This window comes from Herbaspirillum sp. FG34, assembly GCF_057809315.1.
This window is the reverse complement of the sequence record NZ_JBMDJS010000016.1, coordinates 45561-67399: the sequence shown is the minus strand read 5'-3', so window position 1 is coordinate 67399 and position 21839 is coordinate 45561. Positions and strand designations below refer to the sequence as shown.

Sequence of the window (21839 nt, the reverse complement as noted above, 5' to 3'; positions counted from 1 at the left end):
GCCGCCCTATTCCCTTGCCGGACCAGGGCGGATTCCGGAGTCCTGCATGTTCAATCGTGGAAAGACCTCGCTGCCCTACCTGTTCCTCGGCCCCTCACTGTTGGTGATGTTGGTGCTGGGGCTGGTGCCGACGGTGGCGGCGATCAACCTGGCGCTGAAAAATCGCGTGCTGCGCTATCCCGACAGTGACTATGTCTGGCTGCGCAACATCGAGCGGCTGATGTCGGACCGGCGCTTCCTCAACGCCATCGAAGTCTCGGCCATCTGGGAAGTGGTCACCGTACTGGGTGCGGTGGCGCTCGGCATCCTCATCGCCATCTACCTGTTCGAAAACGTCCATGGCAAATGGCGCCAGGCCATGTGCGTGCTGCTGATCACGCCGGTGCTGCTGCCGCGCGTGTCGGCCGCCTTCATCTGGAAGTTCATGTATTCGCCGCTGACCGGCATCCTGGGCTGGCTGCTGGGGCTGGTGGGCATCCATGACACGGCCTTCCTGTCGGACCCGGTGCTGGCGCTCTATGCGGTGGCCGCCGTGGATATCTGGCAGTGGGGACTGTTCTTCGCCGTGATCGTATTGAAGCTGCTGGAAACCTTGCCACCCGAACCGCTGGAAGCGGCCCGGCTCGATCATGCGCGCACCTGGCAGGTGTATGCCTATATCGCCCTGCCGATGTTGAAGGCCCCGCTCATCAGCCTGGTCTTCATCAAGATGGTGGAATCGCTGCGCTCCTTCGACCTGATTTACGTGATGACCAAGGGTGGGCCGGGCGTGGCCACCGAGACGCTGGACATGTATGCCTATGCACAAGGCATCGGACTCTCGGGCAAGGTCTCCTATGCCTCCACCATGGCGGTGCTGATGATGGTGGCGACCACACTGATCTTTACCCTGATCTGGAAACGGGTGAGCCAATGGGAAGACTGATCACACGCTGCGCCATCTGGGGCGTGGGCATCCTGCTGGTGCTGGTGGCGGTGTTTCCGCTGTTGTGGGCGCTGCTCAATTCCTTGAAGACCTTGCTGGACATCGTCACACCGACGCCGCGCTTCATCTTCACACCCACGCTGGAAAACTATCGCCAGGTCATCGGCAGCCCGGAAGTGCTGGTGGGCCTGAGCAACAGCATCGTCATCGTCGGCAGCGCCGTGCTGCTGGGTACGCTCATGGGTGTACCGGCGGCCTACGTGATTGCGCGCTACCACGTGCCGGGCAAGCGCGATATCCAGTTCTTCCTGCTCTCGCTGCGCTTTCTGCCGCCGGTGGCGGTGGCCATTCCGCTCATTGCGATCTGGGTCGATCTGGGGCTGTATGACACGCGTTTCTCGATGATCGTGACCTACCTCCTGACCACGCTCTCGACCATCACCTGGCTCTCGATTCCGGTATTCCAGCGCATGCCGCGCGAGATCGAAGAAGCCGCCACCCTCGATGGCTACGGCCCCTACGCGGTGTTCTGGAAGATTGCCCTGCCCAACTGCGCCGGCACCTTGCTGGGCGGGGTCATCTTCAGCTTCGTGCTGGTCTGGAACGAACTGATGATCGCCCTGGCGCTGACCTCCTCCAACAGCGCCACCCTGCCGGTGGTGGCCTCGGCCTTTACCTCCATGGGGCAGGAAGTGCCGTGGGGCGTGATCAACGCTTCCACCGTCTTGCTGGCGCTGCCGCCCCTGATCTTTGTCGGCGTGTTGAGCCGGCTGTTGAATTCCATCCTCACCGGAAAATAAGGAGACCCCATGCAAGCCCTCGTACTCGAAGCCACGCGCGAACTGGCTCTGCGCGACATCGACCTGCCCCAGGAGCTCGGCCCGCAGGATGTGCGCATCCGCATCCATACCGTCGGCATCTGTGGCAGCGACCTGCACTACTACACCCATGGCCGCATTGGCCCCTTCAAGGTGGACGCGCCCATGGTACTGGGACACGAAGCCTCGGGCACCATCACCGAGGTCGGCAGCGAAGTCAGCCAGCTCAAGGTCGGCGACCGTGTCTGCATGGAGCCGGGCATCCCGCGCCTGGATTCGCCGGCCACCCTGCGCGGCCTGTACAACCTCGATCCCGCCGTGCGCTTCTGGGCCACCCCGCCCATCCACGGCTGCCTCACCGGCAGCGTGGTGCATCCGGCGGCGTTCACCTACCGGCTGCCGGACAATGTCAGCTTTGCCGAAGGTGCCATCGTCGAACCCTTGTCCATCGGCCTGCAAGCCGCTACCAAGGCACGCATGAAACCGGGCGACACCGCCGTGGTGATCGGTGCCGGCACCATCGGCGCCATGACCGCGCTGGCCGCCCTGGCCGGGGGCGCGGCGCGCGTGATCCTGGCCGATGTAGTGGCGCAGAAGCTGGCGCATTTTGCGCACAATCCGGCCGTCATCACGGTGGATGTGACACGGCAGGCGCTGACCGATGTGGTACGGCAAGTTACCGAGGGCTGGGGTGCCGATGTGGTCTTCGAAGCCTCGGGCCATGCCGGGGTCTACCAGACCCTGCTGGACCTGGTCTGCCCGGGCGGCTGCGCGGTGCTGGTCGGCATGCCGCCGGAACCGGTGGCGCTGGATGTGGTGAGCATGCAGACCAAGGAAGTACGACTGGAATCAGTGTTCCGCTATGCCAACATCTTCCCGCGCGCACTGGCCCTGCTGAGCTCGGGAACGATCGATGTGAAGCCTTTCATTTCACGCAGCTTCCCCTTCTCGCAGGGGATTGAGGCCTTCGAGGAAGCCGCGCGCGCTCATCCGCAGGATGTGAAGATCCAGATCGAAATGGAAGGCTGACCATGGCTGACATCCACTGCCAGGGCCTCTCCAAGCATTACGCCGGCGGCCCGCCGGTGCTGCATCCGCTGGACTTGCGTATCGGCGACGGTCAATTCGTGGTCCTGCTCGGCCCCTCCGGCTGCGGCAAATCCACCATGCTGCGCATGATCGCGGGGCTGGAAGAAATCAGCGGCGGCACACTCTCCATCGGTGGCCAGGTGGTCAACGACCTGCCCGCGCGGGAGCGCAACGTGGCCATGGTGTTCCAGAACTATGCGCTCTATCCGCACATGAACGTCTATGACAATATCGCCTTCGGCCTGCGGCGCTTGAAGCGCCCTGCGGATGAAATCGATCGCCGCGTACGCGAGGTGGCTGCCATGCTCAATCTCGAGACTCTGCTCGACCGCAAGCCGCGAGCCATGTCCGGCGGACAGCAGCAGCGCGCCGCGATTGCGCGCGCCATCATCAAGACGCCCTCGGTGTTCCTCTTCGATGAGCCGCTCTCCAATCTCGATGCCAAACTGCGCGCCCAGTTGCGCGGCGACATCAAGCGCCTGCACCAGCGCCTGCGCACCACCACCGTCTACGTCACCCATGACCAGCTCGAAGCGATGACCCTGGCCGACCGCGTCATCCTCATGCACGGCGGCCGCATCGTGCAGGCAGGCTCACCGGCCGAGCTGTACCGTTATCCACGTACGCTCTTTGCGGCGGGCTTCATCGGCACGCCCGCCATGAACTTCCTCGATGGCGTGGTCGAACGGGACGGCGCCGTGCTGGCCGTACGCTGTGAAGAGCGGCGCTGGATTCTTCAGGATGAAAGGTTTTCACGCCTCACGCCGGGAATGACGGTAAAGTTGGCGGTACGTCCTGACTATGTCCGCATTGCCGACGAGCGGGAAGCCATCCGCAGCCTGAACTGCCCGGTCAGTGTGGAACTGGTGGATATCCTGGGAGCCGATGCGCTCCTGACCACCCGCTTCGGTCAACAGACGCTGACCGCCCTGGTGAGCGCGCAGCACCTGCCGCAGGCAGGCGAGCGCCTGCACCTGGCCTTCGATGAGCAGGCGCTGCATGTGTTCGATGTACAAAGCGGAGAGAACCTGTCGCTGCCCGCAGCCGCCTGCGCGGCCAGCGGGCATGATGACGGCCCGCATGGCAAGGAGACCAAGCATGAGTCCGGATCTGGAGCTGGTGCATACACGCCAGGACGAATCGTTCAGGGCCTGGGTGCATGACTACCCGCACACGGTAGCCAAGTGGCATTTCCATCCCGAATACGAAGTCCACATCATCACCGCCTCCAGCGGCAAGTTCTTCGTGGGCGACTTCATCGGCGACTTCGCCCCCGGCAACCTGGTGCTGACCGGCCCCAACCTGCCGCACAACTGGGTCAGCAACCTCGGTGCGGGCCAGCAGGTGGCCGCACGCGACCTGGTACTGCAATTCTCGCGCCCCTTCGCCGACCGCATGCTGGGGGCCATCCCGGAGCTCTCGCCCTTGCAGGATCTGCTGGAGGGGGCGGCGCGCGGCTTGCAGTTTCCTGATGCCCTGGGCAGGTCGATCATCCCGCTGATGCGGGACCTGGCACAGGCCAATGGCGCGCGCCGTGTAGTGCTGATGATGAGCGTGCTGGAACAACTGGCCTCCTGCCGCGAACGCAGACCACTGGCCGGACCGGGCTACGATCTGGATGCCCAGCGCCACATGTCCTCCACCATCAACCAGGTGCTCTCCTGCATCCGCCAGAACCTGGGCGGCAATCTGCGCGAGAGCGACGTGGCCGAACTGGCCGGCATGAGCGTGAGCAGCTTTACCCGCTTCTTCAAGCGTCATACGGGCTGCACCTTCATCCAGTACCAGAATGGCCTGCGTCTGAACGAAGCCTGCGAACTGCTCATGTGCACCGCACTGAGCGTGACCGAGGTGTGCTACCGGGTCGGATTCAACAATCTCTCCAATTTCAACCGCCAGTTCCTGGCCCACAAGGGCATGCCGCCCTCGCGCTTTCGTGCGCTGCACCGGCTCAACGACGACGTCCGGGCAGTTGCGTAAAGCCCATCCACGTGTACGCAAAGGAAAACGATTTGAGCTATCTCGGCATCGACCTCGGCACTTCCGAAGTCAAGCTCGTCCTCACCGACGACGCCTCCCAAGTCATCGCCACCAGCAGCGCCCGGCTGCGCGTGGACAATCCGCATCCGCTGTGGTCCGAGCAGGCTCCGCAGGCGTGGTGGAATGCCACCCTGGACGCCATCGCCGCACTGCGCAGCCAGGCCCCGCAGGACTTCCAGGCACTGCGCGGCATTGGCATCTCCGGTCAGATGCACGGGGCCACGCTGCTGGACCGCAACGGCAACGTACTGCGTCCGGCCATCCTGTGGAACGACATGCGCGCGCATGCCGAATGCGTGGAGCTGGAAGCCCTGGTACCCGACGCGCCGACGATCACGGGCAACCGAGCCATGCCGGGATTGACGGCACCCAAACTGTTGTGGCTGTCGAAATACGAAGCTGCGGTGTACCGCGCCATCGACAAGGTCCTGCTGCCCAAGGATTACCTGGGCTGGAAGCTGACGGGTGAATTCGTCTCCGAGATGTCGGACGCGGCCGGAACGCTGTGGCTGGATGTCGCCCGGCGCGACTGGTCCGATCGCATGCTGGCCGCCACCGGGCTGGATCGCAGCCACATGCCGCGCCTGATCGAAGGCAGTGACGTGGCCGGGCATCTGCGTGAAGAGTTGCGGCGCGAGTGGGGCCTGAGCGGCCCGGTCGTGGTGGCCGGTGGTGCCGGGGACAACGCCGCCAGCGCGGTGGGCATCGGCGTGATCGAGGCGGGCGATGCCTTCCTGTCACTGGGCAGTTCGGGCGTCCTGTTTGCCGCCACGGCGCGACATGCGCCCAATCCACAGCAGGGTGTGCATGCGTTCTGCCACTGCCTGCCGGGGCAATGGCACCAGATGAGCGTGATCCTGTCGGCGGCGGCCAGCCTGCATTGGCTCGCAGGCGTGACCGGGCAGCCCGTGGCCACGCTGGTGGCGGGCGCGGCGCAACTGACGGCGATGCAGCAGGCGCAGGCGCCGCTGTTCCTGCCCTATCTGAACGGCGAGCGTACGCCGCACAATGATGCGACGGCCAAGGGCGTGCTGTTCGGCATGACACCGGCGCATGACAGTGCACACCTGGCCTATGCGGTGATGGAAGGGGTGGCCTTTGCGATGGCCGATGGCTATGCGGCTTTGCAGGCGGCAGGTACGCTGCTCAACAGCGCAGCCCTGGTCGGCGGCGGGTCGCGCAGTGCGTTCTGGGGGGAATTGTGTGCGACGGCCTTGGGCATTGCACTGCGGCGACATGCGGGGGCGGAGGTGGGAGCGGCCATGGGCGCGGCCAGGTTGGCGAGGTTGGCCGATACCGGTGAAGAGGCGGGCCGCGTGTGCGTGGCGCCCGAGGTACTGGAGTGGTACCGGCCCGACTCGGCAAGGCAGGCACAACTTCAGCGCAGGCTGACACAATACCGGCGTCTCTATCGCGGTCTTGCAGACGAATTCATCGCCTTCTCGCAGTCCTGATGTTGGCTGATGGCTGAGCTCCCATCTACTCCGCGACAAAAATAAAACCAAAGCATTTATCGAAGAAATTCAACAGACTTCATGCAGGTCCTCGGGCAACATCTGCGCTTCCCGATGCGGCCTGCTGAGGTCTTCTGCGCCTTCTTCGGGACATTCATTTTTCCCGCGGAAGGACACGCATGCACGCCAGTACCACCCGCTGGGACAAGCTCACCCGGCAGCGCCAGCACCATCGCATCCTGCAACTCTCTTTCGTCAATGACGACGCTCCCGACGCCGAACTGCTGATCAATCGCCTTGAGGCCAGCGAGGCACTCAGCCGCGATTACGCTTACACGCTGGAACTGCTGAGCAACGATGCCGACATCCCGCTGGAAGCCGTCATGGGCAAGCTGCTGTGCGTGGCCCTGGTCCGAGCGGACGGCACGCTGCGCCATTTCAGCGGATATGTGCAACGTTTCTCCTTCTTGCGCACCGACGGCGGCATCGCCTTCTACGAAGCACGGCTGGCACCCTGGCTGGCCTTCCTGGCGGCGCGCAGGAACAATCGCATCTTTCATCAGCGCAGCCTCGAAGGAGTCAGTGCCGAGGTCTTCCAGGACTACCCTTCGCATGCCCGATGGGATTGTCAGCTGCACCACGCCGATCCGATCCGCACCGAGCTGTTTCAGTTCGACGAGAGTGACGGCAACCTCCTGCATCGACGCTGGGAAGATGCCGGATGGCACTACCACTATGAACATCAGGCAAATGGTCATCAGCTGAGCTTGTCGGATGATTCGACCTATGCCAATCCCATCGATGGCACAGGACAAATTCCCTTCCAGTACCACGGCGGTGCCATCGAGGAAGATGGCATGGCACAGTGGTCGGCGGTGCGGCAATTTCAGCCCGCCAGTACGCGCCTGTCGAGCTACGACTTCAAGACTGCGCAAGCGCAACAGGTGGACGTGCCGACGCTGAACCGGCAAGGGGCGGTACTGCCGCTGGAGCACTACGAATATACCGGAGCCTATGGATTTGCCCATCGTGAAGACGGCGACCGGCAAAGCCGCCTGCGCATGGAAGAATTCGAGGCATCGGCCCTGCTATTCGAGGGCGCAGGCAATTGTCGCTACCTCCAGCCGGGGCGGACCTTCCGCCTCACTGGGCATTTTTCGGAGCAAACTGGCGCGCTTGCCGACAGTCGCGCCGGCCACCAGGACCAGGAATTCCTGATCGTCAGTGTGGAGCACAGCGCCACCAACAATTATCTGCAGGAGGCGGACACTCCGCCCCTTTATACCAATCGCGTCCGCTGCATACGCAAGCATATTCCCTGGCGTCCTGGTCGCGGCTACTACAGTCAAGCCACGCACTTGCACGGCATGCAGACCGCCACCGTGGTCGGGCCGGCCGGCGAGAATCTGCATGTGGATGAATATGGCCGGGTCAAGGTGCAGTTCCATTGGGACCTGCATGGCCGTCACAATGAACACAGTACGACATGGATGCGTGTGGCCAGCAGTTGGGCCGGTGCGGAACAGGGGCTGGTGGCGGTACCGCGCATCGGACAACTGGTGATCGTGCAGTGGCTGGGCGGGCATCCGGATCGCCCCATCATCACCGGTGCGGTGGTCAATCAGCGCAACATGCCACCCTGGGCCCTGCCCTCCCAGGCCGCCTTGTCCGGGATGCGCAGCCGCGAACTGGCCCCGCAGGCGGGCAATGCACCTGGCGGACGTTGCGGCCATGTGCTCTTCGACGATACCCACGAGGCCATCCAGACCCAGATCCGCAGCGATGCCTTCGACAGCCAGCTGGCACTGGGTCACATCACCCGCATCGAACACCATGGGGGTCGTCGCGATGCACGGGGTGAAGGCTTCGAACTGCGTACCGACGCTCATGGCGTGGTGCGCGCTGCCCAGGGCTTGTTGCTGACCAGCGAACCGCGACCCAAGGCGCACGGACATGTCACCGACATGGGCGAGACCGTTGGCCGCCTGACCCAGGCGCAAGCCACGCTTGCCAGTCTGAGCAAACTGGCGCAGGCGCACCAGGCGCAAGACAGGGATGCGGATCAGCACGATGCGGCACAGGCGATCAAGGCACAGAATGCGGCGCTCAAGGGAGATGGGAACGCCAGCCGCGACCGCTTCCCTGAACTGGGCGAACCACATCTGGTCCTCGCCAGCCCGAGCGGCATCGAAGCCAGCTCGGGGGCCTCCACGCATCTGGCCAGTGCCGAACATGCGGCGCTGACGGCCGGCAGCCATATCTCGGTCGCGGCTGGCAAATCCTTCTTTGCCAGCGCAGCAGAAAAGCTCTCGCTGCTGGCCTATCGTCTTGGCGCCAAACTGATTGCTGCCAGCGGTCGGGTAGAGATCCAGGCACAGAACGATGGGATGGAGATCCTCGCGCAGAAGGTGGTGGACATCATCAGCACCCGTGACTGGATCAATCTCAAGGCCAAGAAAGGTATCCGTCTCAACGGTGGGGGCAGTGAACTGGTGATTGCGGAGGGCATCACCGGCTTTACGCAGGGCGCGCACCACATACATGCTGCCGACCACCAGACCTTGGGACCGCAGGCCAGGCCCGCCGAGTTCCCCGGGTCTCGGCTCTGCCCGTCGCGCGCCAGCGGTGCGGCACAGTCCGGCAGTGCCAGTGTGGCGCTGTCCTGAGCGCTGGGTGGATCACATGCACGCCATTGCGCTTCCCGCTGAACTCATCACCACGGGCCATGTGCTGGTGGAACCGGCCAATCTGGATCCCCGCTCGCCATTACATGACTTGCCCATGCAGGTGTGCGAGGTCGCCCGGCTCCGGGATGCGGACGAGCTGACGCCGCGCCTTATCAATATCAGCGGACTCACTGCGGCCCAGCAGAAGTACCTGAACACTGCGCTGCGATGTGCTCCCCATGCCGATGAACCGCCGCTACTGTGTGCCTGGCTGGAGACTGAAGCCGACCCTGAGCGGCTCATGCGCGCGCTCACACGCTTCCTGATCGGGGTCGGCCTGGACGGGCGGGAGACTTATTGGCGCTACTACGACCCCCGTGTCTTTGCGCTGACCATGCACTTGTTCTCGGATGAACAGACCCGCGCCTTGCTGGGACCGATTACGCAGTGGCGTTTTCCATGGTGCGGTCACTGGTGGAGCGTGGCCGGCCCCGGTGAAGAAATCGAGGTACTGGGCGGCAGCCGACCGGCCTGGCCTGGCACCAACCAGTGGAGCAGTCTGGCGCACTGCGATGTGCTCAACAGCATGTTGCGCGCACTGGCGGACAAGCTTGCCGGATGTACACCGCCTGAAATCCTGCTGTATCAGCGACGCGCCGATCTGGCCCTGGTGCGCGGGCGGCAGGTACTCAAGCTCAGCGATCCGGACGAACTGAGGGAATACGCCCTGCATTGCCTGCGTTATGACAACGCGTTTCTCGACCACCCCCACCTGTACGAAGCCTGGCCAGCGCTGGCCAGTGGGCAGATCAGCTGGAGCGCCCTGCTGCAGCGCCTGGGCCCTGACGATTATCGGCAGATGGAAGCCCTGCGCCATCTGATGTCCCCTGCCAAAGGAGCAGCACAATGAACGGATGCAATTTTTGCGACAAGAAAGGCTTGCTGATCTATCCGGTCCGTTATGCCGTGGCCAGTCCTTACGGCGCGGCTGGCGTGCCGGGCTTGTCCGGCAATTTCAGAATCGAGGGTGCGCCACAGTCCATCGGCGCAGCCAAATACACCTTGCGTGCGCTACGTCCCGGCTATCTCTACACCTATGACGAGAAGCGGAGGCGACTCAAGGCTTATGTGGTCATGCCGACCGGGCATCTCTGGAATTATCCGCTGGAGTACAACGCCCCCCATCCGGCGAAGATCCGCTTTGCGTGCATTGATCCCGGCGAGCTGGTGCGGGCCTATTGTGTCGATATCTCCCACACCGCAGCCGACCCGGCCGGCAATTTCTGGATAGGCTGGTCCAATGTGCAGTGGACCAAGACCCTGATCAAGAAAGTCAGTGAAGCGGGTTGGCGCAGGAAGCACATGCAGTGTATTGACGTTGCCGCGATGCTGGCGGGCGGTGCAGCGCACACTGCGGAGTTCAACGCGAGCGCGGACAAGGTAGCGCATTTCGTGGCAGAAGAAGCTGCGATGAAAAAGGCCTATGCCTTCAGCAATGCGCCCGTTGAATCCGAAACACGCAAGCTCGCCACGGCCGTGCGCTTCAAGGCGATCATGGCCGAACATGGACCGCATCACAAGGGCTACATCGCTGCTCTCAATGATCCGGTAGGCATGACCAATGACTTGAGTGAATTGACGATACCGGACCTGCAGGCCGGGTTCGATGAGAAGATGCACCAGTCCAGGATGATTGCCGACCTGTTGGCGATTACAGAAAAATGCGTGCGCAAAGAGGCTCGGGAGGACGTTGAGTTTAGTGACAACGTTGCCGAGATCTCGGCCACCTTTCCTGATGGCGACACCTACAACAGTGCGAAGACCGTGTTCGCGGTGATAAAGGCGGGCGGCCCAAGACGCTACGCCGAGCAGCAGAAGGAAAGGCGGAAAAAGTATGGCGTAGATCTGGCCGGTCGTCAGCAGGCAGCGGAAGACGAGGCATGGTATGACTTGACCCATGACAATGGCAGGCCGACTCTGGATGAAGCACGGCTGAAGGCTTTTCCTCCGATCTACGAGGCTGCGCTCAAGGAATTCGAGCCGCAACTCTTGCAGCTGGTGATGGCACATCTTGGCTGGCTCAAGAGCGAACAATTGGCGAACTGGATGGAAGGTGTTCATGACGATGCCGACATCCTCAGTGGCTATGCCTATAGCGAATCGATGTCGCAATGTATCGGCAAGGCTGCCTGCTCCAAGCCCTGCATCGAACAGCTCACCCAATGGATCTCCAGCGGCAATCTCAAGGACACGCGCAATTTGTATGGTCGCGCCTTGTTGCTCAATCAGGCCGATATCATTGCGGCCACCGAGGTACAAATCAAGGGCAGCGATGTCCAGATCGAGAACATCCTCAACATCTACAAGGGTGCTGTTGAGCGATTGCACAACCAGGGGCATGCGGAACAATTGATTGACCGCCTGGCGCTGACCACGGGCAATGTCATCGCCAAGGCCATCAGTGAGAGTGGCAGCACACTGGCAAAGGGACTGGCGCAGGTTCATCTTCAGTTGATGTCGGGGGTTGCCATCAAGGTCAGCAACATGAGCAGTGTCGATGTGGCGAGATGGGCAATCGCACAAGCGAAAGAGCAAGGCATCAAACTGGAGACGGCGCGACAGCAGACCCGAACCGATGCACGCAAGGAAGCCGGCAGAGCAGTCAAGCAAGCCAAGGTGCAGAAGCACTTCGTCTATGAACTGGATATCGCCAGACTGGAGAAGGAGGGGCGCATCGTGCCGGGGACCATCAAGGGGATTGGACTTCCGGGTGTCGCGATGACGCAGAAGTGGCTTGGCTCCGGCTCGCCTCGAGACTTCAGGCTCGGTGTTGCGACCATGATCGTGCAGATGGTGGCGCTGAATTTTGCGATGAAGGATCTGGCGGGCAATGATCAGTTCAATCAGTGGGAAACTCGTGTGAAGGCAACGCTGGCGATCATCAGCTTAAGTGCAACGATTGTCGAGACCGCCGCGGTAAGTCTTCAAAAATCGGTGGAGCATCCGCTGGCTGCATTTATCCGCGGCCAATGGGCGATGGACGCAAAATTGGTGGGCACAATTCTAAGAGGTGCACGCATAGCTGGGGCCGGCGCTGGCATCTTAGCCGGCGTTTATGATCTGGCATTTAATGCTTTACCTGCATACAGAGACGAGAACTATCTTCTTATGACTCTTTACGCGCTGAACGGACTATCTGGAATCGGCATCGCCTTCGCTGCCTATTATTCAATCGCCGCCATATGGGCGCCGCTTCTGATCGTGTCCTTTGCCATAAGTGTGTCCATCGCAGTAGTTAACAACAGTCAATTAAAGACCTGGATTTCTCGATGTGAGTTTTCTTTGGGGGAAAAATACAGTTCATTCGAAGACCAAATGGAAGCCTTCAATCAGATAGCCGGGATTTAACTTATGGATGAGCGCATCTTTTCACATAAGGCCGGAAATCCAATTTCCGAGTGGGATCTGCAACACAGATTATCAATCCACGAACCGGTAAGCCCGGAACGCAAAGACACAGGCACCCTGTTCCGACTTAATTCTACGTATATGGATGTCACTGATCAACCGCATAGAGATCGGCAATGGCACGCAGGCGGAGTACTTGTTTCCTGCATAGGAGCTCTCGCTCCATTGTGGCTGATTGGTTACATGCTGCTCCATCCTCCCAGAGAATTTTTCCTCAGCTTAGGCATTGCGTATTTCGTATTGATTGGCGGCTCAGCCATCTTCGCGTATTTGACCTTCAAGTACGGTCGGGATGAATTCTTTGCGTTGAAACGCCGGCCCATCCGTTTCAATCGCAAGGAGAAAAAAATATACGCGATCCGTCATCGTCGTTTCCTGTCCAAGCCGGGTCAAGGCGATTTCACATGGGAAGCTGCGTGGGACGAGAAGGCGATCTTTTGTATCCACAGGCGCATAGTCAACAGTAGACCTGCATACCATATAAGGCACTATGAAGTCGATGAACATGACAACGTCATACGCGCTTTCGCAATTGGTCGAACGTGGGAAGGGAAAGAGAATCTCCAAGGCCTGCTATCGCAATGGAACTATTGGTGCTGGTACATGAACCACGGACCGGCCGAATTACCGAAGCCTCCGCTCTTCTTCAAAGAGCGGGAAACCATGCTGGAAAGCTTTCTGTTCTGCCTTTACGACTTCGGCACACGCGCCAGCGTTGCTTATCGTATTTCAGTGATGCCATTCGTCCTGCTGATGACTATCCACCGTATCATGGCTTTGTGGACTTGTCGTGAGCCAGTATGGCCGCAAACCATTGAAGAACTTAGTGCCATCGAACCTGATGACCCTTACCATGAACCACATGGCCGTACTCCGACAGGCTGGGGAGAGACCTTGCAGGCCATCGAACGGGGTGAATATCCCTATGATCCCAAGAGCGAAATGAAGGCATGGCGGGGTGAACACGATCCCGCGCTGAATGCCTTGCTTTGGGATGAAGACATTCCTCCAAAACATTAGTACCAGTTCACATTCAATCTGCGAGTGCGTAGCGTACTGGCAAAGGGGCTGGCGAAAATTCATCAGAAGCAGGGACGCATCGTGCCGGGGACCATCAAGAGGATTGGACTTCCGGGTGTCGCGTTGACGCAGAAGTGGCTTGGCTCCGGATCGCCTCGAGACTTCAGGCTCGGTGTTGCGACCATGATCGTGCAGATGGTGGCGCTGAATCGCGGGAGCATACGACATCCTGGTCAACTCTCCAAATGCAGATAAAGCCGGGTGAAAAATACAACTCATTTGAGACGCAATTGGAAGCATTTCGCGAGGCTACTGGAGGATGAACTATGGATGAACGCATATTTCAATTCAAGGCAGGTCAGCCAATTCCCGAATGGGACCTAAGACATCGTCTCCATATTCATAGACCTGTTGGTCCCGAAATGAAAGACTCCTCTACGATCTTCAGAATCAATTCGAGCTACATGGATGTGACAGATCAACCGTATCGAGATCGTCAATGGACGGCCGGTGGAGTGCTCACGTTGTGTCTGGGTATCGCTGCATCAATTTTTCATGGCACTGGCGTCATACAAAATCCAAACAACACTCTTGATAGCTACCTGATTTCTACAATCCTTTTAGTACTAGGAGCAATTTCAGCGCTCGGATATTTCGCTTTCAAATACGGCCGAGACGAATTCTTGTCACTGAACCGACGCCCTATCCGTTTCAGTCGCAAAGAGAAAAAAATCTACGCCATCCGCCGTCGTAGATTCTTCGCCAGATCAGGCGAGGGCGATATCACATGGGAGGTTCCCTGGAATGAAAATTCGATCTTCTGCATTCACCGCAGAATGGTTGATCGCCGACACGTCTACCATATTCGATACTACGAGATTGATCAGAATAGCAACGTAGTCCGCGCATTCGCACTAGGGCGAAAATGGGAGGAGGACGAGTGCCTGGAAGATCTTCTCTCTCAGTGGAACTACTGGTGCTGGTACATGAATCACGGCCCGGCGGAGTTACCCAAGCCCCTGCTCTTCTTCAAGGAAAAGGAGAACATGCTGGAGAGCTTCCTGTTCTGCATGTATGACTTCGGCATGCGCGCCAGTGCTGCCTATCGTATCGTGATGATACCGGCCATCCTGCTGATGACCAGCCACCGCCTGATGGCACTCTGGACCTGCCGCGATCCAATCTGGCCTGACGCGGTAGCCAAGGTCAGCGTCATTGAGCCTGACGATCCATTCGATCAACCGTCCGGGAACACTCCCGTGGGTTGGGCAGAAACTATCCACACTATTGATCGTGGCGAATATCCTGATGGCGATAAACGAGAAATGAAAAACTGGTCTGGCGAAAAGAATCCTGCTCTTAACGCTCTACTTTGGGCCAAAGACATCCCTCCCCCAACAAGATAATGAAAGCGCCCATGAAAGACCATCAAGGCCGAGCCGTGATCCGCCTCGGCGACAAAACCTCCCACGGCGGCGAAGTCATTTCCGCCTGCGACTCGCTCAAAGCCATGGGCAAAGCCGTCGCACTCGAAGCAGACATGACATTCTGCCCCAAGTGCAAGGGCCAGTTCGCCATCCAGCCCGGTGGCGGCGGCAGCACCCGCAAGCATCATGGCAAGCAGGTGGCCTATCACGGAGATACCACCGCCTGCGGTGCCACCCTGATCGCTTCACTGTAAAAAGCTGAAGCTGTCACCAGCAACCAGACCATCATTGCCCGTCGTCAGACTGCTCCTTCTTGAGCTCCGCAAACTTGGCCGCCATGGTTGGATTGCCCCGCGTCAATCGCTTGATGGTCACATCCTGCGCCTTGTCATTGGCCAGACGCAGGTTGCGGTCAGTACCGAGCAGGGCTTCCTTGGTCTTCTGCAAGTGGTCGATGGATTTGTCGATCTCATCGATGGCCGTCTGGAAGCGGCGCGAGGCCAGGTCGTAGTTCTTGGCGAAGGCCGCCTTGAAGGTGTCCAGCTCGGATTCGAAGTTGGTGATGTCGATGTTCTGCGCCTTCACCAGCGCCAGCTCGGTCTTGTATTTCAGCGAGTTGAGCGCAGCATTGCGCAGCAACGTGATGATGGGAATGAAGAACTGCGGACGTACCACGTACATCTTCGGATAGCGGTGGAAGACATCCACGATCCCGGTGTTGTACAGCTCGCTCTCCGGCTCCAGCATCGAAACCAGGACGGCGTATTCGCAGCCCTTCTCCTGACGGTCCTTGTCCAGTTCCTTGAGGAAGTCTTCATTGCGATTCTTGGTGGCGGTGTGATCGTTCTCATTCTTCATCTCGAACATGATGGAGACAATCTCGGTGCCGGCTTCATCCGTATCACGGAAGATGTAGTCACCCTTGCTGCCGCTGCGCGCATCGTTGTCCTTCTCGAAATACGCGCGCGGGAAGGCGGTGGCGCGAATACGGTTGAACTCGGTTTCGCAATGCTGCTCCAGCGTCTCGCCGACCATCTTGGTCGATAGCCGCGCCTTCATGTCGCGCAGGCGCTCGATCATGTCTTCGCGGTCCTTGAGCTGGGTCTCGTATTTGTCCTTGAGTGATTTCTCGGCCAGCTGTTTTTCCAGCTCGGCGCGCATCAGGTTGTTCCTGAGTTCGTCGCGCTCCTTCTCCACCACGCCGACGGCCTCGTTCACGGCCAGCTTCTGGGTCAGCGCGATGGAATCCATCTTCGCTTTCAATGCCTGGATCTCGGCATCCTTCTCACTGACGGTCTGCTGCAATTGCCGGGCGAGGCGAGCCTCGGCCAATTGCTGGTCGGCGAGCTTTTCTTTTCTGGCCTGTTCGAGTTCATTGGCCAGCTTGTCGCGCTCGCGCTCGACGTTGGCCATGGCTTCGGCCACGGCCATCTTCTGCGCCATTTCACCGGCTTCCAGCCTTGCCTTCAATTCCTGGATCTCGGCATCACGCGCGGCTGCGGCCTTCTGCAATTGCGCCTCGGCCTTGGCGCTCGCCAGCGCGATGGCGTTGCGCTTGTCCTGCTCGGCCAGCTCCAGGCGCTCGTGCAATTGCTGCTCGAAGGCACTGTCGCGCACTTGCGAGAGGATGTCGGCATAGCCGGCCTCATCGATCTTGAAGGCTTTGCCGCAGTGGGGGCAGATGATGTCGTGCATGGATGCTCGGGTCCTGTTCTTGTCAGATGACCGCTAGCTTAACGGATCGCGCCCGCGGTGCAGAGAGAGAAAACGAGGAAAGAAAATCGGCAGGAAAGGCAGAAATGCAAAAAGCCCGCACAAGGCGGGCTTTTCTGAATTTTGGTGGAAAGTGCAAGGTTTGAACTTGCGACCCCTGCAGTGTGAATGCAGTGCTCTACCACTGAGCTAACCTTCCTTACCTGACTGGTTTGTTGCTGCAGAACCAATCGAGAAGCGAGATTATGCCAACGTTTTTCGACCTGTGCAAGTGCTTCGTAAATAATTCTTCATTTTTTATCGAAAGCGCTGCCGGATGACGACAAAGACCTGACCAACATCAGCCTCACGCCGCTTCAGCGGCCGCCTCCGGTGGCGGCGGTTCGAAGCGCCACACACAGCTGCCGCGCGCTTCCTTGTCAAGCTGGTTGAGCACGTCTTCATGCAGGCCCAGTTCTTCCTCGCTGGCCGTCACCACGATCACTTCGGCCAGCGGCGCCAACTCCAGCTTGCCCTCGCCTTCACTGACCTCTTCCTCGGCACCCAGATCCATGGTCAGCGAGTTCTGCCCGCGCGTCATCGACAGATACACTTCGGCCAGCAACTCCGCATCCAGCAGCGCACCGTGCAGCACGCGATGGGCGTTGGAGATGCCGTAGCGGTCGCACAGCGCATCAAGCGAATTGCGACGGCCCGGGTGCAGTTCCTTGGCCATCTGCAAGGAGTCCACCACATCGGCCACGTGCTCCTTGAACGGCGGCAGGCCCAGCAAGGCCAGCTCCGCATCCAGGAAGCCGACGTCGAAGGGCGCATTGTGGATGATGATCTGCGCACCACGCACATAGTCCAGGAACTCGGCGGCAATCTGCTTGAAGGTCGGCTTGTCAGCCAGGAACTCGGTGGTCAGGCCGTGCACGGCCAGCGCGCCTTCTTCGGAGTCGCGCTCGGGATTGATGTAGAAGTGAAGATTCTTGCCCGAAAGCTGGCGATTGAGCACCTCCACACAGCCGATTTCCAGGATGCGGTTGCCGTTGCGCGGCGAAAGGCCCGTGGTTTCGGTATCGAGGATGATCTGACGCATGCTTGCTCCTGCTGATGTTGATGCTGCTAAAACACTGATATGAAAGAAAAAACCGCCCCGCTCAGCCTATGCTGTCCACGCCGCGATTGGCCAACTGGTCGGCGCGCTCGTTGCCGGCGTGGCCATTGTGCCCGCGCACCCAGCGCCACTCGACCTGGTGCTGCTGCTGGGCGGCGTCCAGCGCCTGCCACAGGTCGGCATTCTTGACCGGCTCCTTGCTGGCGGTCTTCCAGCCGCGCGCCTTCCAGCCGTGGATCCACTCGCTGATGCCCTTCTGCACATACTGGCTGTCGGTATGCACCACCACTTCGCAGGGGCGCTTCAAGGCATTGAGCGCCTGGATCACCGCCATCAGCTCCATGCGGTTGTTGGTGGTGTTGGGCTCGCCACCGAAGATTTCCTTCTCCTTGCCACCGGCCACCAGCAAGGCGCCCCAGCCGCCACGACCAGGATTGCCCTTGCAGGCACCATCGGAATAGATCTCTACTTTGTCCATACTCTTCACTTCAATCGGTTTGCCCATGCACATTGGCGCATGATAAGCGGGCCGCGATGATACCTGATCTCGCTGCAAGGCCCGTAGGTTCAGTCGGTCTTGTGGATGCGATTGGTCACCGGCACGCCACGCGGGGCCTTCAGCTTCTGGCGTTGCAACGCCGGGCCGATCAGGCGCATGCCCGGCACCCGCTTGATGGCCTGGACGATGTAGACCGCGCCGAAATACGGCCACCAGCGGTCGCCGGCCTTTTCCATGAAGCCGAAGCGGTCCAGCCATTGCGCGGTCTCGCAGGGCGGGGCGTAGCAGCCGAAGTGGCCGCGATTGACCTCCATGTTCAGCAACTTGAGCCAGTCCTTCAGGCGCGGCAGGCGGATGAATTCACCATCCTGCGGCAGGAAATGCGCACCGGTCAGGCGGCCGGCAGCCTGGCGCATGCCCCACAGGCTGCTGGGATTGAAGCCGCAGATGATGACCTGCCCTTCCGGAATCAAGACCCGCTCCACCTCGCGCAGTACCTGATGCGGCTCGGCGGCAAACTCCAGCACGTGCGGCAGCACCACCAGGTCCAGGCTCTGCGTGGCGAAAGGCAGTTCGCCGAAGTCCGGCGTCACCACCTGCGGGATTTCCAGCTCGGACTGCCCTTCCACCGGCATGCGCTTGTCGGCCAGCCAGCGATAGGGCATGCGGTTGGCCTGCAGCGCGTGGATCTGGGGTGAACCGATCTGCACGGCGTTGAAGCCGAAGATGTCCGCCGTCAGGGCATTGAGATGGCGCTGCTCCCACTGGCGCAGATAGTCGCCGATAGGCGTCTGCAACCAGGCGGCCAGGTCTATAATTTCGGCGTTGTTCGCAGTCACTGCAGTGTCAGCCTTGTCAGCCATCTCTTCTTTCGCGCCTCATGACCCAGCCAGCCCAGCCAGCTCAAGCAGATCAGAAAACTTCATTGGACGTCCTGGCCGTACCGGCGTTCGACGACAATTACCTGTGGATCATCCATGACGGCCGCCATGCCGCCGTGGTCGACCCCGGCGACGCGGTCCCCGTCCTGGCCGCATTGCAGGCCGAGGGCCTGACATTGGCCGCTATTCTACTGACTCATCACCATGCTGACCATGTCGGCGGTGTGCTTGAGCTGGCGCGCAGTGCCGTCAGCGACGCCTTCCCGAACATCCCCGTCTATGGCCCGGCGCGCGAGCATTCCCGCATCAAGGGCATGACGATCCCGCTGCACGGGAATGACGAAGTGAAGATTGCTTCCCTGGGCCTGTCGCTGCAGGTCATCGACGTACCCGGCCACACGCTCGGTCACATTGCCTATTACGCGGCAGATCAAGGCCTGCTGTTCTGTGGCGATACGCTTTTTGCAGGAGGATGCGGGCGCCTCTTCGAAGGCACGGCAGCACAGATGGTCCAATCACTGACCAGGCTCGCCAGCCTGCCCGGCGATACACAAGTGTATTGCGCCCATGAGTACACCCTCTCCAATCTGAAGTTCGCTGCCGAGGTCGAGCCCGGCAATGAAGCGCTGACCGCACGGATCCTGCGCGAGCGTGCCAGACGCGAACGCGGGGAGGCGACCGTACCGACCAGCATCGCCTTGGAGCGCGCCACCAACCCCTTCCTGCGCACCGGCGAAAAGGAAATCCTCGAATCGCTGCAAAAGGCAGGTCGTTTGGCGCAGTTGGACGACGTTAACAGCTTCGCAGCCCTGCGCGAATGGAAAAATACCTACAGATAAGGGGATATTGACAGACGTTCAGGAGCAAATTCCTGCCAAATCAAGGACTTGGCTTTGTAACAGAGGCCAATTTTTGCTTGACTGCCGAAAAGGGTCTTTCGTACACTCCTTCAATTCCCCAAAATGGGCACCAGCGTTTTTACGAAGTTTTACGAACGCTGTCCACTCTGCACCACGCCGGGGAGACTCGCAGCTTCCGACCTTGCATTACCGTCAACCTGCACGCGCCCGTGATCGGACTGATCCGGACTCCGCCGGCAGGAGGTGTCGAGCTTCATCACAGCTCTGCAACGGAAGCGCCGCACGCAAACTTTTGCCTCTGGTACAGGATATCGCCCACATGCAGCGTACTTTGAAACAACTCGCCATTGCCGCCCTGTTCTGCGCTGGTACCCCGCTGCTCTCCCACGCCAACGATATCTCGATCTACCCCGCCCCCTTCAATGCGATCAATCCCGAACTGGCCGGCAATGCCCTGCCGGGGATGAACGACATCGACATCTGGACGCGCATTCGCAAGGGCTTCGGGATTCCCGATCTGGACAATGCCTTGGTGGAGAGCCAGACCCAGTGGTACAGCTCCCGTCCCGACTACATCCAGCGCACCACGGTGCGCGCCTCGCGCTATCTGTTCCACGTCGTGCAGGAGCTGGAAAAGCGCGGCATGCCCACCGAACTGGCGCTGCTGCCCTTCATCGAATCGGCCTTCAATCCGGAGGCACTGTCCACCGCCAAGGCAGCGGGCATGTGGCAGTTCATTCCCTCCACCGGGCGTGACTACAACCTCAAGCAGAACATGTTTACCGACGAGCGCCGCGACGTGCTGGCCTCCACCGATGCCGCGCTGACCTATCTGCAGAAGCTCTATGGCATGTTCGGCGACTGGCAACTGGCGCTGGCAGCCTACAACTGGGGCGAGGGCTCGGTGCAGCGCGCAGTCAACCGCAATCTCGCCGCCGGCCTGCCGATCGACTTCAATACGCTGTCGGCGCAGATGCCCGCCGAGACCCGCAACTACGTACCCAAGCTGCAGGCAGTCAAGAACATCATCGCCAATCCGGCCGCCTACGATATCGCCCTGCCCAAGGTGGACAACCAGCCCTACTTCGTCACCATCGGCAAGACCCGCAATATCGACGTGAAGGTCGCCGCGCAACTGGCTGAACTGTCGGTCGACGAGTTCAAGGCGCTGAACCCGCAGTTCAACCGCCCCGTCATCATCGGTGGCGACGATACCAAGATCCTGCTGCCGGAAAGCAATGCCGAGAAGTTCAAGGCCAACATGTCCAAGTGGACCCAGGCCTTCTCAACCTGGACGGCGCACACCGTCTCCAGCGCCCGCGAACGCATCGAGACCATCGCCAGCAAGTTCGGCACCACTCCCGAAGTCATCCGCAGCGTCAACCAGATCCCGCCGCGCATGGTATTGAAAGCGGGCTCCACGATTCTGGTGCCCAAGAACGAAGAGACTGCCTCCCTCGATACCGACCTGACCCCGGAAATCGCCGACAACGCCCGCCTGGCCATCGCTCCTGACGTTCCGGAAACCCGCCGCATCTATGTGAAGGCCGGCAAGCGCGACACCCTGGGCGGCATCGCCAGCCGTTACCACGTGAGCGTGGCGCAGATCAAGCAATGGAACGGCTTGAAGCACGACACCCTGGCTGCCGGCCAGAGCCTGCAACTGCACGTGGCCAACGTCGCCGTCCATGCGGCGCCGCGACGCGTTGCCTCCCATCGCGCCGCCCCGGCGCGACGTCAGGTCGCCTCGGCCAAGGCACCGGTGCGCAAGGCGGCCCCGCCGGCCCGCAAGGTGGCCGGCAAGCCGCTGACCCTGGCCTCCGGCAACGGCGCCCGCAAGCAATAATCCGGAGGAAACCGGAGGAGACCCGGGCGGCTCG

18 protein-coding genes and 1 tRNA gene are annotated in these 21839 nt (G+C 60.5%); 14 read left to right on the top strand and 5 right to left on the bottom strand.

All coding sequences use genetic code 11. From position 1 onward, the window contains the following. Positions 1-46: 46 nt before the first annotated feature. From ACODSZ_RS18510 to ACODSZ_RS18455, 12 genes are all read left to right on the top strand, one after another. Positions 47-925 carry a carbohydrate ABC transporter permease gene (locus tag ACODSZ_RS18510; RefSeq protein ID WP_008331085.1) on the top strand — a complete coding sequence of 293 codons (879 nt, stop codon included), beginning with the start codon at positions 47-49 and terminating at the stop codon, positions 923-925. Further along, entirely contained in the window at positions 913-1725 is an 813-nt protein-coding gene (locus ACODSZ_RS18505) for a carbohydrate ABC transporter permease (protein ID WP_488928238.1), read from the top strand. Before ACODSZ_RS18510 ends, ACODSZ_RS18505 begins: the two co-directional genes overlap by 13 nt. Positions 1726-1734: 9 nt before the next feature. Continuing rightward, a complete protein-coding gene (locus tag ACODSZ_RS18500; protein ID WP_488928237.1) occupies positions 1735-2772 on the top strand; it encodes an NAD(P)-dependent alcohol dehydrogenase in 1038 nt (345 codons plus the stop codon). A gap of 2 nt (positions 2773-2774) precedes the next feature. Next, positions 2775-3995 (top strand): ABC transporter ATP-binding protein, encoded by a 1221-nt coding sequence (locus ACODSZ_RS18495; RefSeq protein ID WP_488928236.1) that lies wholly within the window; start codon positions 2775-2777, stop codon positions 3993-3995. After that, a complete protein-coding gene (locus ACODSZ_RS18490; protein WP_488928235.1) occupies positions 3931-4812 on the top strand; it encodes an AraC family transcriptional regulator in 882 nt (293 codons plus the stop codon). The genes ACODSZ_RS18495 and ACODSZ_RS18490 overlap by 65 nt, the downstream gene beginning before the upstream one ends. Positions 4813-4844: 32 nt before the next feature. After that, positions 4845-6326, top strand: coding sequence for a xylulokinase (gene xylB / locus ACODSZ_RS18485; RefSeq protein ID WP_488928234.1), 1482 nt, complete (start codon positions 4845-4847; stop codon positions 6324-6326). A 179-nt stretch (positions 6327-6505) separates the two neighbouring features. Next, the gene (locus ACODSZ_RS18480; RefSeq protein ID WP_488928233.1) at positions 6506-8992 is read left to right on the top strand and encodes a type VI secretion system Vgr family protein; all 2487 of its coding nucleotides are present in this window, start codon (positions 6506-6508) and stop codon (positions 8990-8992) included. Between the two features lie 16 nt (positions 8993-9008). Continuing rightward, positions 9009-9902: a DUF4123 domain-containing protein gene (locus ACODSZ_RS18475; RefSeq protein ID WP_488928248.1), complete on the top strand. Its 894-nt coding sequence runs from the start codon at positions 9009-9011 to the stop codon at positions 9900-9902. Beyond that, positions 9899-12400 carry a T6SS effector BTH_I2691 family protein gene (locus ACODSZ_RS18470; protein ID WP_488928232.1) on the top strand — a complete coding sequence of 834 codons (2502 nt, stop codon included), beginning with the start codon at positions 9899-9901 and terminating at the stop codon, positions 12398-12400. The genes ACODSZ_RS18475 and ACODSZ_RS18470 overlap by 4 nt, the downstream gene beginning before the upstream one ends. A 3-nt stretch (positions 12401-12403) precedes the next feature. Beyond that, positions 12404-13480: a DUF6708 domain-containing protein gene (locus tag ACODSZ_RS18465; protein WP_488928231.1), complete on the top strand. Its 1077-nt coding sequence runs from the start codon at positions 12404-12406 to the stop codon at positions 13478-13480. A 326-nt stretch (positions 13481-13806) separates the two neighbouring features. Continuing rightward, positions 13807-14886 (top strand): DUF6708 domain-containing protein, encoded by a 1080-nt coding sequence (locus ACODSZ_RS18460; RefSeq protein ID WP_488928230.1) that lies wholly within the window; start codon positions 13807-13809, stop codon positions 14884-14886. An 11-nt stretch (positions 14887-14897) separates the two neighbouring features. Then, positions 14898-15161: a PAAR domain-containing protein gene (locus tag ACODSZ_RS18455; RefSeq protein ID WP_008331097.1), complete on the top strand. Its 264-nt coding sequence runs from the start codon at positions 14898-14900 to the stop codon at positions 15159-15161. A 31-nt stretch (positions 15162-15192) separates the two neighbouring features. Here ACODSZ_RS18455 and ACODSZ_RS18450 read toward each other — a convergent pair whose 3' ends face one another. The 5 genes from ACODSZ_RS18450 to ACODSZ_RS18430 form a co-directional block, all read right to left on the bottom strand. Further along, positions 15193-16602, bottom strand: a complete 1410-nt coding sequence (locus ACODSZ_RS18450; protein ID WP_008331100.1) for a DUF2130 domain-containing protein — start codon at positions 16600-16602, stop codon at positions 15193-15195. A gap of 142 nt (positions 16603-16744) precedes the next feature. Continuing rightward, a tRNA-Val gene (locus tag ACODSZ_RS18445) sits at positions 16745-16819 on the bottom strand. A gap of 147 nt (positions 16820-16966) precedes the next feature. Beyond that, the gene (gene dnaQ, locus ACODSZ_RS18440) at positions 16967-17701 is read right to left on the bottom strand and encodes a DNA polymerase III subunit epsilon (protein WP_008331101.1); all 735 of its coding nucleotides are present in this window, start codon (positions 17699-17701) and stop codon (positions 16967-16969) included. A 61-nt stretch (positions 17702-17762) separates the two neighbouring features. Next, entirely contained in the window at positions 17763-18197 is a 435-nt protein-coding gene (gene rnhA, locus ACODSZ_RS18435; protein WP_034350828.1) for a ribonuclease HI, read from the bottom strand. 89 nt (positions 18198-18286) lie between these two features. Further along, positions 18287-19081, bottom strand: a complete 795-nt coding sequence (locus tag ACODSZ_RS18430) for a class I SAM-dependent methyltransferase (RefSeq protein WP_008331105.1) — start codon at positions 19079-19081, stop codon at positions 18287-18289. A gap of 62 nt (positions 19082-19143) precedes the next feature. Between ACODSZ_RS18430 and gloB the strand changes: the two genes are divergently transcribed. Beyond that, the gene (gloB, locus tag ACODSZ_RS18425) at positions 19144-19938 is read left to right on the top strand and encodes a hydroxyacylglutathione hydrolase (RefSeq protein ID WP_488928247.1); all 795 of its coding nucleotides are present in this window, start codon (positions 19144-19146) and stop codon (positions 19936-19938) included. Positions 19939-20278: 340 nt separating this feature from the next. After that, entirely contained in the window at positions 20279-21805 is a 1527-nt protein-coding gene (locus ACODSZ_RS18420; RefSeq protein WP_008331107.1) for a transglycosylase SLT domain-containing protein, read from the top strand. Positions 21806-21839: the final 34 nt, after the last annotated feature.

Coding starts and splice junctions, on each gene's coding strand:
- ACODSZ_RS18455 (WP_008331097.1), top strand. CDS start 14,898: ATGAAAGACCATCAAGGCCGAGCCGTGATCCGCCTCGGCGACAAAACC.
- ACODSZ_RS18495 (WP_488928236.1), top strand. CDS start 2,775: ATGGCTGACATCCACTGCCAGGGCCTCTCCAAGCATTACGCCGGCGGC.
- ACODSZ_RS18510 (WP_008331085.1), top strand. CDS start 47: ATGTTCAATCGTGGAAAGACCTCGCTGCCCTACCTGTTCCTCGGCCCC.
- ACODSZ_RS18460 (WP_488928230.1), top strand. CDS start 13,807: ATGGATGAACGCATATTTCAATTCAAGGCAGGTCAGCCAATTCCCGAA.
- ACODSZ_RS18450 (WP_008331100.1), bottom strand. CDS start 16,602: ATGCACGACATCATCTGCCCCCACTGCGGCAAAGCCTTCAAGATCGAT.
- ACODSZ_RS18470 (WP_488928232.1), top strand. CDS start 9,899: ATGAACGGATGCAATTTTTGCGACAAGAAAGGCTTGCTGATCTATCCG.
- ACODSZ_RS18500 (WP_488928237.1), top strand. CDS start 1,735: ATGCAAGCCCTCGTACTCGAAGCCACGCGCGAACTGGCTCTGCGCGAC.
- ACODSZ_RS18475 (WP_488928248.1), top strand. CDS start 9,009: ATGCACGCCATTGCGCTTCCCGCTGAACTCATCACCACGGGCCATGTG.
- dnaQ (WP_008331101.1), bottom strand. CDS start 17,701: ATGCGTCAGATCATCCTCGATACCGAAACCACGGGCCTTTCGCCGCGC.
- ACODSZ_RS18505 (WP_488928238.1), top strand. CDS start 913: ATGGGAAGACTGATCACACGCTGCGCCATCTGGGGCGTGGGCATCCTG.
- rnhA (WP_034350828.1), bottom strand. CDS start 18,197: ATGGACAAAGTAGAGATCTATTCCGATGGTGCCTGCAAGGGCAATCCT.
- ACODSZ_RS18490 (WP_488928235.1), top strand. CDS start 3,931: ATGAGTCCGGATCTGGAGCTGGTGCATACACGCCAGGACGAATCGTTC.
- ACODSZ_RS18465 (WP_488928231.1), top strand. CDS start 12,404: ATGGATGAGCGCATCTTTTCACATAAGGCCGGAAATCCAATTTCCGAG.
- ACODSZ_RS18480 (WP_488928233.1), top strand. CDS start 6,506: ATGCACGCCAGTACCACCCGCTGGGACAAGCTCACCCGGCAGCGCCAG.
- ACODSZ_RS18430 (WP_008331105.1), bottom strand. CDS start 19,081: ATGGCTGACAAGGCTGACACTGCAGTGACTGCGAACAACGCCGAAATT.
- ACODSZ_RS18420 (WP_008331107.1), top strand. CDS start 20,279: ATGCAGCGTACTTTGAAACAACTCGCCATTGCCGCCCTGTTCTGCGCT.